We start from the raw sequence: 14,852 nt of genomic DNA, 5'->3' as shown, positions 1-14,852 counted from the left end.
TTATTAGTAAACGATATAACAAAAATTTAAATTTAGTTAAGGTGTTAAATCCAACGTGGTCGCTATGGTGCGTGCTCTTCTATGGTTGCCTATGTGTCAACAGACCCTAGACAACTTAGAAAATTTTTGATTAAGGACATAGTATCCGACGAGGGTTATAATAGTCATGCTTCCCAAACTTAAAAGCAGAGTGAAACAATAATTTAATGGACTAATCAATAAGTTTGTGGGTGGGTAAAAACTTACCCTAAAAGCAATCAGACTACCCAATATCCCTAATAGGGCAAGCAAGATTATCCGCCAAGAATGTGTTTTATTTATTTGCATTGCTAGCCGAATAGCACCTAAAAACATTAAAAAATACATTCCTAAATACATTTGCGTAGCCAGAACAATCATAAGCCAATAAGACATATTAACAGATGGGAAGAATAAAAAAAGAACGCTGATAATAGAAATTATACTGGCTTGAATGACTAGGAGTTGGTTGTTGATGTGGGCTGTATGAGCTGTATTACCCTGCTTGTTAAAAGCAAACGAGAGTCCTTTAATAGGCGAAATCAACCAATTATTAGCACAGCCAATACAACCGATCAAAACCATCATATCAATTAAAACAGCTGCTTTTTCTAATTTAATTTGGCTGAAAAAAATTTGGAATAAATCAGGAATACCGGTAATAAAATTAAGTTGCTGGCTTGGGATAATGAGAGCTAATGTTAGTGAACCCAATAACATGGTACAAAAAATGATGACAACAGAAAGACTGATTGCTTTTGGTAGCGCCCTTGCCTTACTTTCTTTAGCATGGATTGCTGCAACTTCAATACCACAAAAAGAAAGAATAATGGCTGTTAAGGCGGTCCATGAATTTTCTGTATGCGATGCAAGTGTGGTGAAGGTGTGCGAATGGGCTATTAGCCATTTAACCCCAATGGCTAAAATTAAAAGAAAGGGAATAATAAGGCCAATAACAGAACAAAATACCGTTAGCAGCGCAGATAAAGAAAAACCACGCCAATTAATCCAGGTCAGTCCCCAAATCAAAGCATTAGTAATTAAAAAAATAAGCTGATTATTTTGTGCTAAAGCGCTATCTAAACAATATAAAAAAAGGCCAGCAATAAAAGCAAGAAAGGTGGGAAAAATAAAAAGATTTTGCATAAACTGCAACCAGATGGCGATCAAACCAAATCCTCTTCCAAGACTTAATTTTACCCAGCCATAAATACCTTCATCCGACTGCTGAGTAAACCAGCTGGCAATGGCAGCACTAGGTAATAGAAAAAAAAGAAAAGCGAGTGGAAAATAGATAAAAAGATCCCACCCTATTAGGGCTGCCGCAGGTAAATTGCGGATACTATCTACTGAGCAAACAATGATTAACGTCAATTGTAACGTGCTTAATTTTTTTGGCATTAAAATCTCAGCGATAAGCAGCTTAAGCCACCATCAATCTTTTCAAACTCAGAAACATCAACGGTAAGAATTTTAAAACCATGTTTTTCTAAGCTTTGAGCTGTCGCTTTAAAGCCTGCTGGCAAAATAATAATATTATTGATATTGATTGAATTTGCCGCATACGCCTCTTCCTTAACAACTCTAATTTGTTTAAAGGATTGCCATTCTGGATGATTGATTAATTCCCCTGCTACCAATAAGCAATTATTGCCCAAATAAGACACACCGGTTTTTAAATGGAGAAATTCTTGCAACTCAATGGTTGAGCTAGTGTAACCAAAAGAGGCTAAAATAGCCGCTAACTGCTCTGCTCCCTGTTGGTTTGTACGCTTGGACAGTCCAATATAAAAATGATTTTCGACTTGTAAAATATCACCAGCATCGACTGTTCCTGGGGCTTGAATTTTTTTAATGCGATCTTTATAGAAAGACACAATCCATGGCTCAATGAAGGCCACTTCACCTTGCCTACTTAAGGCACCGGGGCGAGTTAGAATAGCGACATGCTCTGTTAATAATGCCGTATCTTCTACAAAGCAAGCATCAGGATAGTGCTCCAGAGGTGGTAACGTTGTTACCTCTAACCCACAATTTTTAAGGGCGGTAATATAGTTTTGATGCTGCACTAAAGCGAAATTAAAATTTACAGGAATAGGATTTTGATTTGCAGTTAAACCATGAATCATACTGGCAGAAGGGCTACGAACAAGCGCTTGTGAATACATAATTTTATTTACCAATCTTAAAGTAAGTTATTATAAACATAAAACAAAAATGTTTAAGCAAATTTATGAAAAGAAAATAGATCTTACCAATATTCACTAATTGAAGTTTTGCCAAGATATTCCTCAATGCGTTTTTTTGTTGCTGGTGAAATATCATTGGGTAAATTATTTAATTTAAACCATTGTTGCTCGGCAATTTCTGCAGAGTAACTACTTTCTTGCTGAAAAGCCTGACAAATATAAAAAACAATATAATCATCGCGTTTTTCATTATGACTATAATAAACGGCAAATAATTGCGCAGGCGCTAAAAGGTTAACACCTACCTCTTCCTTAAGCTCCCTTTGTAACGCTTGATAAGGTGTTTCGCCTGGCTCAACACCGCCACCAATGGTATACCAACCTAATTGATAGGTATGTTTAACCAATAACGTCTCATCATCCTGAATAAGTAATGCTCGCACCCCTATGGTTCTTTTGGCAAAAATGGACAAAAGAGCATTTTTTGTTAAGTGGTAGAAACGCATCATAGCCTTACTCTTAATAATGTTGAAGATTTCTGGGTTAAGGAAGTTTTTCCAATACCAGCAACTTAGGGTTCTGCAAAAAAGCAGAACCCATTGTTAGAATTAAGGGATATAAACATCTTTTTGAACAAGCGTTGAACGCTTACCATTTTGGCAAACTGTATTCATAAAATAAGTAAATTTTCCGGAAGTGCCAGGCAAGCTTTTATCAGTCCAGGTTAAGGCTGCTCCTCGCCAAAGTAGACGCTTTAGCCAATCTTTTACCTCATAAGAGGCAGCTGCTGCGCCACTAGTTGGCCTACTCCACTTTAAGGTAATTGATCTTTTATCAGCTGAATAAGTGGCAGTAATATTACGAGGCGGATTGCAAACACTCTCCGTCACATAAACATCATACTGGATATCAGCCGATTCTTGGCCGCCACAGACTGAACTTAAAAAATAAGTGTATTTGCCTGGTTCACCAGGTAAAGTCTTATCCATAAAGGTAAGCTGAGTGCCTTCCCACATTAAATGTTTACGCCAATCTTTCACACGATACAATTGAACTGCCGCACCGTCTTGTGGTTTATTCCAATTAAGTGTCACACTTCTTAAATCATCCGTATAAGAAGAAGTAATATTGATTGGCGGTTTACATTGATCGGTAGGCGTACTGCCACCTACTTCGTAAACTTTAATACTATTTACATCCATACTTGCCTTTTGCAGTTGCGGATTAGGCGCTCCTGCATAAGGTCCACCAATAGCTAAATTAACTATCAAATAAAATCCGCCATTTGGGTCATTAAAGCCTCGCCTAAAAGCATTAGCACCATCAGCAGGTAAAGTATCGGTTCTTAAGGGGCCCCAAACACGCATGTTATCAATATAACCGGTCATAATATAACCGCCATTAGAACTTTGTGGGTCTTTTTCCCATTCATAACCCCAGGTATGTGGTTGTCTATAAGCGAGTTCAGGAAAGGTATGGCTATCTAAACCATAACCCCAGCCTCGACAATCAAACCCCCCACAGCTTGGATCATTGCCGTTAAAATGAAGAGCAGCTGTAGTAACATTAAATGCTGTATTTTTAGGGTACGCTTCCATGATATCGAATTCGCCATTTAGGGGCCATTCATGATCATAAGTAGGCATCATCCAAATAGCTGGCCAGAGCCCTCGATTATACTCAGCCGGGTTTGTACCATTTTGACATCGGCCATCAGCGCTCGCTGTACAAAAAGGTAACCGAACATTGACTTCTAAATAACCATGGGTGGTTACTTTAGTAGTCCAGGGAGTAGATGGCGTTGGCGAATTATAAGGCGGCGATGTCAAATTATGACGAGTCATAATTTCCCCTGATCGCCAAAAACCAGGATTAACAATATCAGCCAGTAAGGTTAATGTGCCATCCGTTTTTTTAATGACTTTTGAAACATCATAAACATTTATCTCACCAGACATCCGATGATCATAATTAGTGGGTGCATAGTAATTTAAGCCTTCAGGTGATTTATCTTTCAAAATATCAGTTTTTAATTCACATGATTTTGCTTGATCAAATGGACATGGTGCAGCATAAATAACTTGAGAAAGCAAGAGTGAAGGTAGGATCCATTTCTTTTTCATAGCTATTCCTTTTTTTTAATTAGAACTCTTTACATCCTATAACAGCTTAGCATAAGTAATTTTAGATAAGAAAAAATAGCTCAAAATTATTGCAAGACTTTCTTAAGATTGCTATAAAATAGAAGTTTACAAATAAAATTTGCCCTTTTAATAGAATCTTAAATTTAGTATTTTACACTCCTTTTTAATTAACTCAGAATAGATTTAATTTAAATACGCAACCATAAGGTTGGTATGCTTTAATTTAAATATCTAATGTATTATTGGAAATAAAGATGAATAAACCGATGCGCATATTAATAGTTGAAGATGCAAAAGCAGCGCAAGTGGTGGCTAAGTTACACTTAACTGAACTAAATTGTATTGTTGATACGGCTGATAATGGTATAGCAGCTTTGGGTAAAGCCAATAATACACGCTATGATGCTATTTTAATGGATTTAGGGCTAAGCAATGGCCCTAATGGATTTGAGACAACTAACTTAATTAAAACTCAAAGTCTTTTTAATAAAAATACGCCGATTATAGCTTTAACTATTCATAGTGAAGTCCAATTTAATGCTCAAGCCTCTGCTGTAGGTATGGCAGGATTTCTTTATAAACCGTTTACCCTTTCGGAAGCTAAAGAATTGGTCGATTCAATTAAAAAATTGTAATTGATAAATTCTTTCTATACTCATTAGGTAAACAAATTCCTCACACAGTTATCCACAGTTTTTGGGGATAACTCTAGTTTAGGTAAGAGTAAAACTTAAAATTATCTGACAGAAAAATTAATAATTGTTTAGGACTTGACTGTTATAATGAGTCACTTCCTTTGATAAAAAAATATTAACTTTGTATAGAGCTTACTTAGGATGTTTATAACGATAAGCAGCAGCAGAGGGTAGAAAAACCTCATCTTCAATCTTTTTATCGCTTCTTACAGTTGACAAGGAACGTTTCTGTCGTCGACTATAACCTACCTCTGGTAAAGGTAAGTTATCTTGTTGCAAGTAAACAATAGGCATGGATGTCATTAATTTTCGGGTAAAAGATAAACCCTCTTCATTTTTGAAAGTGGCAATATTTACCGCTGATAAAGATTGAGTGTCGCGATGAATGGCTAATTTATCATCATCTAAATACTGTAATTTTTGCTGCTGCACATCAATATGTCGGCCCTTGCCTATTTTATCTAATCTTGCTGCAAGTTCCTTTTTACTAATGACTTTATGAGAATTATGCTTTACTTGAGTAAAAGTAATACGTCTTGGATGGTAATCAATACAAGGTATATGACGATAGACTTGTTTTAATTTAAGCCGGGGAAACCTTGCATTTTTTAAGAGAGTATGAATAACTTGCGTATCCTTAGTTTTTATTTCATTTAAATACTCATTGATTACCGCTTTTAATTGATCTTTACTTTTATTGACTGAATTTACTAACTGCAGGGTTGTTAAATTGCCACCTAACGCCCCTTGGAATGACTTAGTGTGTTGTGGTGTTTCAAGATCACCAGGATAAAAATCTGTCAAAGCTGCAATAAAATGATTGTAATCTGAAATCAATATTTCTTTATTAGATGGATCATTAATCCAGACAGGATTATTTTTTAATTCTTGATAAACATGAATTTTGAATTCTTCTAAGTTTTTAAGCAACGCATTAAAGCAATCAATTATATCAATTGCACTCATAACTAATCTGCCTTTTCTCTTAGTAGAATTACAATATTATACAAATAATTTTCTATCAATAGGAGCTAGATAAATCAAATTTATTTTAATATTTTTTATAAATCTTGTTCAATTGAGGTATAAAATTTGCTTTATAATTTTTTTTAATTTAAATTGTTGCAAAATCGATCAGAGGGTCTATCATTTTGGATAATGACAGTAAAGTTATTCAAGAAACAAAAAGGAACCGCTTATGTATATTAAAAGAAATATCAGCAAGGGCCTGATTGGTCTTCTAGTTTCGACATCAAGTTATGCCTTCTATACCCAAAGTGGCAACATTTATGATAGTGCTGGCAATCTTGTAAAAATTGATGGCATCTCTTGGTCAGGCTTTCAAGATTCAAAAATTGTCCAAGGATTGGCATCCAACCCGTTTTATGCTGTGGGTAATATTTCCACATCTTATAGTAAAACCTATGGTATGATGGATGCCCTAGTTCGTCCTTGGGATTTTACTGATTCGGGCGTAACCAAAGCAAACGGCGTATCTTTTAAAACGATACGACTGCCTATTCAGCCTGGTGTCCTTTATGATAATACGGGACAAGTGGACATGAATCGTGCTTTGGCTAATAAAGCAGAACCTACCCGCGCTAATGGTATTTTCTGTAAAGTCTGGGAAACCAATGGTTCAGCTTGTGCGCAAACGGTAACGCCACAAGAAGCATTCTGGATTACCCTTGAAGAATTTAAAAAAAACAATGTTAAAGTATTGATCGATTTTCATCACCGTTATGGGTATGGTGATGGTTATCGTGACGGGACAGTTTATAGTTTGGTTCAATATGAAGCGGACTTAAAATTACTAGCAAATGAAATCAAAGCGCGCAATTTGACAAACGTAATTGGGATTGACGTTTTTAATGAGCCTCATCGACTTTATTGGTTTCGAGATAACGCTGATCAACCAGCTTGGATAAAAGTAATTGCCTCAGCGGCTAAAATCCTTAATCAATATAATCCAGATTTACTATTATTTGTTGAAGGTTCTGGCCCTGGTTCAGGCGATCCAGATCAACCAGTGGCCTGTGTTAAAGAGACTGATTTAGTACCTAATCCTGAAGCTTACTCTATTTCAGATGATCCTACTAACTGCGCGACGGGAACAAAGAGGGTTGAATTTAAAGGTAATTGGGGCGAAGACTTTAAGCCCTTATTGGACAAAAACAATGCTAAGATCGGTGTACCTAGTTTTAATCGTGCAGGCTTCATTCAGCAACTTAAAACAGCCGGCTTAGATGATGCTACCATCACTTGGCTAATGGGCGATGCTAGTGCTAACAAATCCCATATTGTGTTTTCACCACATGTTTATCCACGTGAAGTAGCCACTTGGGAATCAGCACCAGGTAAGCCTAGTGAGCTTCGTTTTAATTGGACATGGGGATTTCTAAAGAAAGCAGGTTATCCTATTGTTTTAGGAGAAGCCTCCTGGAAAAGTGCTGAAGGTCTTGCCTTTTTCCAAAAAGCCGTAGTTCCTTATATGATTGCTAATGGCATGCAAAATGATTTATTCTTTTGGGCGGTTGGTTATCTAGGCGATACCATTAGTTTAATTGACCCGAATAGCGGTGCAATTAATCTGCAAGCTGAAAAGGTCTTACATGACTTATTTAATCAAACAGTTGCTACGGGTAAACTCAACGTGACATTTACTACTCCTGGATTTCCTGTTAAGGGAGTAGCTGACTTAACCATTAAAGAGACGCAGCAAACTTATAGTTGCGATATAACTAATGGCTGCTCTCTTGATCTAGATAGTGGTTCTTATAATTTATTGATTGCAGATAGTTATCAAATAGATAACACAGCTCATCTTGTCTACCAGGTTAAAGCTAGCAACTCCCCTATTGCTTTTGAGATTACTAATGGCCAAGCAACTGATGTAGATGTTAATTTACAAGGCCAACAAATAGGGCCTCAGCCTGCAACACAAGTAAGTTATAAAATTAATTTATTAGATGAACAAGGAAATCCTGTAAGTAGTCAAACTTTGACAACCAAAATTACCTTTACTTCAGAAGTAAATAATCAAAACAGTTTAACCTGTACAACTCAAAATGGAATATGCACTTCAACAATTTATAACCAAAATATAAACAATAAAACAGGTGTATTTAGTAACGAAACTTATCAAGTAGAACTACCTACTTCCATTCAGTTTAATGGTAAAACTTATAGCCTTGCAGCAGATAAAAGCGCCAAAAGCTTGGTTGTTACAGGGGCTTCTAACCAATTAGAATTAAATGCTTTCTATCAAGCTGGCGCAGTGAACCAACAAAATTGTGATGTTAAATTTATCCTGCAAAATCGTTGGGACACTGGTGCTGTTTTTCAAGGCAATATTACCAACACCAGTACAAACGCAGCAATTAAAAGTTTTACCTTTAAGATCAGTTTTAATAGCAATGAAATAAGTAACCCAACGATTGCAAACTATTGGATTGGTAGCAATCAAACTTATTCTGTAAACGCTGGCGTGTTTACTTTTAACGCTAATACTTATGATCCTTATAATGGCTTACTCCCTGGACAGCAACAAGCTATAGGATTCCAAGTATCCGGTGCAATAGCTAAAGATCCTACTGTAACTGTGATTAGTTGTGAGGCAAAATAATTATTAAGTTGGGTTAAATAGCCCAACTTGCATTTTCTGTTCTGCTTTTTCCTTTTAACTTTAACTTTTAAAGTTAAAATTTTTAGTTTTTTAATCTTGGATTTTTAATATAACAAATTTTGGTAATGTGCTAAATTGATTGTCATTTATGTCAATTGTTAAATTAATAGAATTGCCAATGGTGTTCCTTAGCAATCGTAAATTTTTGTCTTAAAAAATGGACAAATTAGTGAAGCTTTTGGCCATTAGGAACGTTAGAATCTGTCGTTGCTAAATATATCGCGCCTTGATCATCAGAAAAGCCTACTAATAAAAATTGTGAAGTAAATCCTGCAATGTTTTTTTCCCCGAGATTTACACACCCTATTACTTTTCGCCCTATAAGGGTTTCTGGTGTATAGTGAGTAGTGATTTGTGCTGATGTTTGTAGAACGCCTAAAGTTGGCCCAAAATCGACCCATACTTTATAGGCAGGCTTTTTAGCCCGTGGAAATAACTCTGCTTGAACAATAGTTCCTGCGCGTAAATCAACTTTCTCAAATTCTGCAAAGGAAATAATCATAATGCCCTACCCTAACTAATTAAAAGTATAATAATATAAATTCTGTTAGGATTTTATGCATAAATGAGTCTATTTTATATGAATACTTATCTTTTCGTTAAAACACTACATATTATTAGTTCAACTGTGCTATTTGGCACAGGAATAGGCATTGCTTTTTTTATGTTTCGTTTAAAATTTACTAATAATTTATATGAAAAGTATTATGCGGTACGTAACACTGTTTTAGCCGATTTTCTCTTTACCACTCCTGCTGTCATTGTGCAGCCACTAACAGGAATTTGGTTAATTTTGCTATTAGGTTATCCTTGGAATGCCCCTTGGCTTTTAGCAAGCTACTTTTTATATCTTTTAACTGGTTGTTTCTGGTTACCTGTTGTTTGGATTCAAATTAAACTACGTAATATACTTGCTCATTGTATAAAGACTGATCTTAGTTTACCGGCGAATTATCATACGCTTTTTAAAATTTGGTTTATATTAGGATTTCCAGCTTTTTCAGCCTTAGTTTGTATTTTTTACTTAATGACGTCAAAAATTCTGCCCTTTTCTTAATTTTTCCTTAAGCAAAATATAGTATTTTTTGCATCAGAATTAATCTCTGTGGTTTGTTAGTTTAGCATAGTGGTTCAATTTATACTTAAAGATAATAAGCTAATTTATCCTATAACTGTTGTTTGTAAAGACGAAAATCTTAATCAAATAATCACATTATTTGAGCTTTTTCGATCTTCACCTATTTGCGAAGATGTACTCTCTGTACTAGCAAATATATCAGATGTTAAAATTAATTTTTCGCAAGATAATTTACAGTTTCAAGGACAGTGGTCAGTAAAAAAGAAAGAAATTCAGGTTAAAGGTAGTTTACCTCTTGAAAAAAAACTACAAACTTTCATCTTTGAGCTGTGTAATGCGACTAATCCTGCTTTAACAAGAAGTAAGCTAAATTACTCAAATTTTTTAACAGCAGAAGAATATGCTACCTATATTGAGATGGCAGAATATGAATCATTCCAGCAAGCGATTTCGTTATATCGAGATATTGTTTATGCAAATCCTGGAGTGCTTCCAAGCCTTACGGATAAGGAATTACAACAATTTAAAATACTACTTGATGTTAACTCATATTTAGAACATGTAAAGAAGAATGGCCATTATGATCATTACCTTAACGAATATGATAGAACCAGGGGATATAAAGAAAATAGTATTTTTGCTGAACAAAATAAAAATCTCTTTAAAGACCATTTACGTCGAGAAAACGAAACAAACTCTAATCAAAGTGAAAAACCTTCAATTATAAAATAAAAATTATTTTAGATACCTTCATCCCACAAAAAATAACTGGCAAAAGCAGTTAATATTTAGTTAAGGTATTCTTGCTAAGATTCCATTAACTCTAATCGATTCAAAATATATTAATTATGTTTTCTAAGTCAGAATTTTCTGAATCTTCTTCCGTTTCTGATAGTACTGCATCGCGTAGTAAAAACCCTAATTTTAATAGCGATTCTTTTTCATGGATGGTACAGAAGAAGAATCCTTTTGCTTATTTGATTTTAAATAAGAATGGGATGGTTATAGTAGCAAATGAATTAGACAATCCTGAAAAACTACTGGATTTTTTACCAAAGGAATCAGATCCTTCTAATAAAGGATTACCGTATGTTTATATAGTTTTTCGTGGCGAGATGATAACGGGAGATACTACTATTCCAATTCAGTTAGTTTTTATGAAAAGAAGATTTATTGGAAATGCAGATAGCATGCATTTTAGGGTTTACGAGCTTGCTATAGATATCTTTAAGATTGAAGACATTTGTAGTCTTTATAATATTAAATTAAATAAAGATTTTAAAGATGGCAAACTGTATTATTATTTTAGTGGTGAATTCGTAATAATTGGTGAGGTAAAATCTCTTGAGTCATTACAACATAAGCAATTAGAAAAATTTATGTTTGATACTCGCGGTACGAAAACCAATGAATTTAGAGCTGAAAATAGTCCCGCATTAGTGTCTCACATACCTGAATCTTGCATGAAATTTGATCTAAAGTATGACAAACTTATAAAGGATAAAATAATCATGCCTAGCTCACAAACTCCGGTAGTACAAAGTAATAGAAATGAGCCTTTCAAAAGCGACCCACGTGATCAAACAGTCTCAGCTCCCCTTGCTTTAGAAAGCAGTGGTGATTTAGAAACATTGCAACGACTGTTTTCTGATATTAGTACACATGATCCTACTCCTGCCCAAGACCCAGGTGTGCTAGGAGATAATTATGATTATATTCAAAGCACAGATGCACTTGAAGGTAAGCATAAAGAGAAAAAATCAGAGCAAATAGAACAATTACCAAAAAAGATAGCTCTGACATTGATAAGCCAAAGTAAGTTATTTTCAGATCCTCAAAGTTCTGAAAATAAAAAAGATGCTGCTCTTGAAGAGGCGCAAGCCTATGGTTTTGAACAAGGTCAATAGATAATAGCTTATTTGATAATAAATGAGCCGTAATTTTATATTACTTTGGTAATGTGCTAAATTAGTCTAGTCAGTAGCTTTCTATCATTAATTTAATAAGATTATTTTCGTATTTGACCATCACCATAAACAAGCCATTTATAACTTGTTAAAGCATCTAATCCCATCGGCCCACGCGCATGAATTTTCTGAGTGCTAATTCCTATTTCTGCACCTAAACCAAACTGCCCACCATCGGTAAAAGCAGTTGAGGTATTAACATATACTACAGCAGCATCAACATCAGTTAAGAATTGCTGCTGAGTTTTTTTATCTTCGGCAATAATAGCTTCACTATGATGAGAGGTATATTTTTGAATATGTTCAATCGCCTCTTGCAATGAACGTACTGTTTTAATAGAAAGTTTATAATCTAAATACTCCTGGCCAAAATTCTCTTCTTTAGCATGAAATAGAAGCTTGCTTGAGTAGGCCTTATCTAAAGCCTGATAACTTTGTTCATCCGCATGAATTGCCACTTGTTTATCAGCCAATAATTTAACTAAAAAAGGCAAATCAGCTAGCCGTTCTTGATGAATAATGAGTGTGTCTAAGGCATTACAAACACTTACCCTGCGAGTTTTTGCATTATCAACAATAACCTGCCCTTTTTGTAAATCACCACTTTTATCAAAATAGGTATGCACTATACCTGCCCCTGTTTCTATTATGGGCACATGCGCATGCTGCCTTACAAAACTTATTAAGGCTTGGCTGCCTCTAGGAATGCATAAATCAATATAATCACAGGCTGTAAGTAAATAGTTTGTTAATTCACGCTCTGGCGGAAAGAAATAAACGATATCAGGATTTAAACTAAACTCGTTTAAAACTATTTTAATTAAGGAAATTAAATACTGATTAGAATAAAAGGCTTCTTTTCCACCCTTTAAAACACAAGCATTCCCGGTCTTAAAACAAAGGCTAAAAACATCAAGAGTAACATTAGGTCGAGATTCATAAATGACAGCAATTACTCCAATAGGTACTGTGATTTTTTGAATAAGTAAGCCATTAGGCCTTTTGTTTTCTGCAATTAATTTACCTAATGGATTTGCTAATTTTGCGACCGTTTCAATATCAGACGCAATGCCTTTAATTCTTTCTTCATTTAACAATAAACGATCATATCTTGGATCAGCCCTATCCATGCGTAAAAGATCTTTCTCATTTTCTACAATTAATTTTTTACTTGAATCTCTAAGGAGTGCAGCCAATCTATTTAAAATATCTGCACGTATAGAAGAGTTTAAATTTTCAAGTTCATAGAAAGCTTTTTTAACTGCATCTAATCGATTAATAATTTCATGATTCATAATAATTTGTTTCACTATAAAATATGTAAATAATCATAATGGATAAAGGCTGGTTTATTTTTTTCGCCCAAATACTCTTCCAGGCGTTTATCATCATAACGAGTAAGACCTATCCCAACTTTTTCATTTTTTAAATTTAAAATATCAATTAAATCCCCTTTTTGCCACTCGCCTGAATAACTTACAATGCCTACGGGAAGAATACTTAGTATTCGCCTACTTTCTTTAATTAAGGAGAGTAAGTTATCATTAATAGTAATAGAAGGTAGCTGCTTTTTATTATGGAGCGCAATCCATCTTTTTATATTAGATGTCTTTTTATGGGCTAAAATAGTGGTACCCAACGATTCTTTATTAAGGATGCGAATAATCACTGAATCAGTATTAATATTAGCAATGGTTGTTGTTATTCCTAAGCTTGACATTTTACGAGCGGTATTTAATTTTGATAGCATTCCTCCTCTTCCTAATGAAGATTTGGATGTTGAAACGGTAGGCCATCCTTGATTAGGATCAATAAAATCGATTAACTTTGAGTCAGGACTTCTAGGATCACCTGTAAAAACACCATCAACATTGGTTAAAATTATTAAATAATCGGCATTAACCTGGGCTGCAATAAGCCCTGCTAACTCATCATTATCTGTAAACATTAATTCCTCAATTGCCACAGAATCATTCTCATTAATGATAGGAATAATATTTTGATGCTTTGATAACTCGAGTAATAAACGGGCAATATTTAAGTAATGTTGACGGGTTTGAAAATCTTGCTTAGTAAGGAGAAGCTGCGAAACTAAAATAGTCTCGACTTTAAATAGTGAGGAATAGATATTAATTAATTCAGGTTGTCCAATCGAGGCTAAAAGCTGCTTTTCTCCTACCGTATTACTAGACTGTTTTTGTAGAAAAGTTTTAGATATTTTTCGCCCTGAGCCTACTGCGCCTGAGCTAACCAGAATAACCTGATGTTTAGCTTTTAACAACTGAGTAACTTGATTAACAACTTTCAGCAGTACAGATTCTATTGGGCTTCCATCACTTTTTAATATGCTTTGTGTACCGATTTTAATAACAATTTTCATAAATTTATAGATATAGTGATTATTTAATTATAGGCACTCCTTCTTACTCTCTTGAATCCTCAATTTCTATTAAAAATTTATAGCCTAAAAAAAGGTATTAGAAAACAATAGTTAAACAACCAACAATGATAACACTTTAACCAACAAGATCAGCTTATATCAATTATAATATAGAAATTTTAGCTATTTTCATTCTTTATGAAAGTAATTTTGCCACTTCTTTCTAAAAAACCAAATTTTACGCATTTAATATCATCTGTATTAAGTTGCTCGCGTATCGCACCTTCTAAATCACTTTGAGTGATATTATAACGAGCTAAATTACCGCCACATACCCTGCCATTCTCAATAAGCACGTGGGGCCTACCTTTAAATATACTTTCAATTTGTGGAAAACAAAAAGTCAATTTTGCAAGCAATTTATGTAATACAATTAGCGTGCTAGTTGCTACTAAGGTGGATACTAATGTAGTAGGACCATTAATACCTCGGCCAATTAAACCTCCTAAAGTAATAATCAATAAGGTATCCATTACAGTATTCAAATTGTAACGATGATTACCAAAACGAATAAGTATAATGGTAAAAATAAATAACAGTACTGCCCTTAAAAAGATAAAAATTAAATCATAACTCTGATTAAGGGCAGATAAAAAAGCAAATGACATAAAACTGTATTCCCTGAATAAATTTAAA

At 34.4% G+C, this 14,852-nt stretch carries 14 protein-coding genes; 5 read left to right on the top strand and 9 right to left on the bottom strand.

Going from position 1 to position 14,852, the window contains the following annotated elements:
- Positions 1–96 precede the first annotated feature (96 nt).
- The 4 genes from ACQUW5_RS00500 to ACQUW5_RS00485 form a co-directional block, all read right to left on the bottom strand.
- A complete protein-coding gene (locus tag ACQUW5_RS00500) occupies positions 97–1,419 on the bottom strand; it encodes an APC family permease (protein ID WP_444988958.1) in 1,323 nt (440 codons plus the stop codon).
- Positions 1,419–2,186 carry a dimethylarginine dimethylaminohydrolase family protein gene (locus ACQUW5_RS00495; protein ID WP_444988956.1) on the bottom strand — a complete coding sequence of 256 codons (768 nt, stop codon included), beginning with the start codon at positions 2,184–2,186 and terminating at the stop codon, positions 1,419–1,421. Before ACQUW5_RS00495 ends, ACQUW5_RS00500 begins: the two co-directional genes overlap by 1 nt.
- 83 nt (positions 2,187–2,269) lie before the next feature.
- Complete coding sequence (locus tag ACQUW5_RS00490; protein WP_444988954.1) at positions 2,270–2,716, bottom strand: NUDIX domain-containing protein; 447 nt, start codon at positions 2,714–2,716, stop codon at positions 2,270–2,272.
- Positions 2,717–2,815: 99 nt separating this feature from the next.
- Positions 2,816–4,330 carry a glycoside hydrolase family 16 protein gene (locus tag ACQUW5_RS00485; RefSeq protein WP_444988952.1) on the bottom strand — a complete coding sequence of 505 codons (1,515 nt, stop codon included), beginning with the start codon at positions 4,328–4,330 and terminating at the stop codon, positions 2,816–2,818.
- Between the two features lie 275 nt (positions 4,331–4,605).
- On the opposite strand from ACQUW5_RS00485, the gene ACQUW5_RS00480 reads away from it, so the two are divergent.
- A complete protein-coding gene (locus ACQUW5_RS00480; RefSeq protein WP_444988950.1) occupies positions 4,606–4,986 on the top strand; it encodes a response regulator in 381 nt (126 codons plus the stop codon).
- A 192-nt stretch (positions 4,987–5,178) separates the two neighbouring features.
- Here ACQUW5_RS00480 and ACQUW5_RS00475 read toward each other — a convergent pair whose 3' ends face one another.
- A complete protein-coding gene (locus ACQUW5_RS00475; protein WP_444988948.1) occupies positions 5,179–6,012 on the bottom strand; it encodes a DNA replication terminus site-binding protein in 834 nt (277 codons plus the stop codon).
- Between the two features lie 232 nt (positions 6,013–6,244).
- On the opposite strand from ACQUW5_RS00475, the gene ACQUW5_RS00470 reads away from it, so the two are divergent.
- Complete coding sequence (locus ACQUW5_RS00470) at positions 6,245–8,671, top strand: hypothetical protein (RefSeq protein ID WP_444988946.1); 2,427 nt, start codon at positions 6,245–6,247, stop codon at positions 8,669–8,671.
- Between the two features lie 226 nt (positions 8,672–8,897).
- Here ACQUW5_RS00470 and ACQUW5_RS00465 read toward each other — a convergent pair whose 3' ends face one another.
- Positions 8,898–9,233 carry a tRNA-binding protein gene (locus ACQUW5_RS00465; RefSeq protein WP_444988944.1) on the bottom strand — a complete coding sequence of 112 codons (336 nt, stop codon included), beginning with the start codon at positions 9,231–9,233 and terminating at the stop codon, positions 8,898–8,900.
- A 78-nt stretch (positions 9,234–9,311) separates the two neighbouring features.
- Here ACQUW5_RS00465 and ACQUW5_RS00460 point away from each other — a divergent pair, with 78 nt between their 5' ends.
- The 3 genes from ACQUW5_RS00460 to ACQUW5_RS00450 all read left to right on the top strand — a co-directional run bounded on the left by ACQUW5_RS00460 (position 9,312) and on the right by ACQUW5_RS00450 (position 11,716).
- A complete protein-coding gene (locus tag ACQUW5_RS00460; protein ID WP_444988942.1) occupies positions 9,312–9,788 on the top strand; it encodes a DUF2269 family protein in 477 nt (158 codons plus the stop codon).
- Between the two features lie 69 nt (positions 9,789–9,857).
- The gene (locus ACQUW5_RS00455) at positions 9,858–10,541 is read left to right on the top strand and encodes a hypothetical protein (protein ID WP_444988940.1); all 684 of its coding nucleotides are present in this window, start codon (positions 9,858–9,860) and stop codon (positions 10,539–10,541) included.
- A gap of 116 nt (positions 10,542–10,657) precedes the next feature.
- Positions 10,658–11,716 (top strand): hypothetical protein, encoded by a 1,059-nt coding sequence (locus tag ACQUW5_RS00450; RefSeq protein WP_444988938.1) that lies wholly within the window; start codon positions 10,658–10,660, stop codon positions 11,714–11,716.
- A 101-nt stretch (positions 11,717–11,817) separates the two neighbouring features.
- Here the strand turns inward: ACQUW5_RS00450 and ACQUW5_RS00445 are convergent, their stop codons facing one another.
- The 3 genes from ACQUW5_RS00445 to ACQUW5_RS00435 form a co-directional block, all read right to left on the bottom strand.
- Entirely contained in the window at positions 11,818–13,071 is a 1,254-nt protein-coding gene (locus ACQUW5_RS00445) for a glutamate-5-semialdehyde dehydrogenase (RefSeq protein WP_444988936.1), read from the bottom strand.
- A 14-nt stretch (positions 13,072–13,085) separates the two neighbouring features.
- The gene (gene proB / locus ACQUW5_RS00440; RefSeq protein ID WP_444988934.1) at positions 13,086–14,156 is read right to left on the bottom strand and encodes a glutamate 5-kinase; all 1,071 of its coding nucleotides are present in this window, start codon (positions 14,154–14,156) and stop codon (positions 13,086–13,088) included.
- Positions 14,157–14,335: 179 nt separating this feature from the next.
- Positions 14,336–14,824: a DUF421 domain-containing protein gene (locus ACQUW5_RS00435; protein ID WP_444988932.1), complete on the bottom strand. Its 489-nt coding sequence runs from the start codon at positions 14,822–14,824 to the stop codon at positions 14,336–14,338.
- Positions 14,825–14,852: the final 28 nt, after the last annotated feature.

Source organism: Legionella pelazae, from assembly GCF_052527395.1.
This window is presented reverse-complemented; position numbering and strand designations above follow the sequence as displayed.

Bases quoted from the DNA above. Each gene is read 5' to 3' on its own strand.
- ACQUW5_RS00500 (WP_444988958.1), bottom strand. From the start codon at position 1,419: ATGCCAAAAAAATTAAGCACGTTACAATTGACGTTAATCATTGTTTGC.
- ACQUW5_RS00480 (WP_444988950.1), top strand. From the start codon at position 4,606: ATGAATAAACCGATGCGCATATTAATAGTTGAAGATGCAAAAGCAGCG.
- ACQUW5_RS00450 (WP_444988938.1), top strand. From the start codon at position 10,658: ATGTTTTCTAAGTCAGAATTTTCTGAATCTTCTTCCGTTTCTGATAGT.
- proB (WP_444988934.1), bottom strand. From the start codon at position 14,156: ATGAAAATTGTTATTAAAATCGGTACACAAAGCATATTAAAAAGTGAT.
- ACQUW5_RS00435 (WP_444988932.1), bottom strand. From the start codon at position 14,824: ATGTCATTTGCTTTTTTATCTGCCCTTAATCAGAGTTATGATTTAATT.
- ACQUW5_RS00475 (WP_444988948.1), bottom strand. From the start codon at position 6,012: ATGAGTGCAATTGATATAATTGATTGCTTTAATGCGTTGCTTAAAAAC.
- ACQUW5_RS00490 (WP_444988954.1), bottom strand. From the start codon at position 2,716: ATGATGCGTTTCTACCACTTAACAAAAAATGCTCTTTTGTCCATTTTT.
- ACQUW5_RS00460 (WP_444988942.1), top strand. From the start codon at position 9,312: ATGAATACTTATCTTTTCGTTAAAACACTACATATTATTAGTTCAACT.
- ACQUW5_RS00485 (WP_444988952.1), bottom strand. From the start codon at position 4,330: ATGAAAAAGAAATGGATCCTACCTTCACTCTTGCTTTCTCAAGTTATT.
- ACQUW5_RS00465 (WP_444988944.1), bottom strand. From the start codon at position 9,233: ATGATTATTTCCTTTGCAGAATTTGAGAAAGTTGATTTACGCGCAGGA.
- ACQUW5_RS00495 (WP_444988956.1), bottom strand. From the start codon at position 2,186: ATGTATTCACAAGCGCTTGTTCGTAGCCCTTCTGCCAGTATGATTCAT.
- ACQUW5_RS00470 (WP_444988946.1), top strand. From the start codon at position 6,245: ATGTATATTAAAAGAAATATCAGCAAGGGCCTGATTGGTCTTCTAGTT.
- ACQUW5_RS00445 (WP_444988936.1), bottom strand. From the start codon at position 13,071: ATGAATCATGAAATTATTAATCGATTAGATGCAGTTAAAAAAGCTTTC.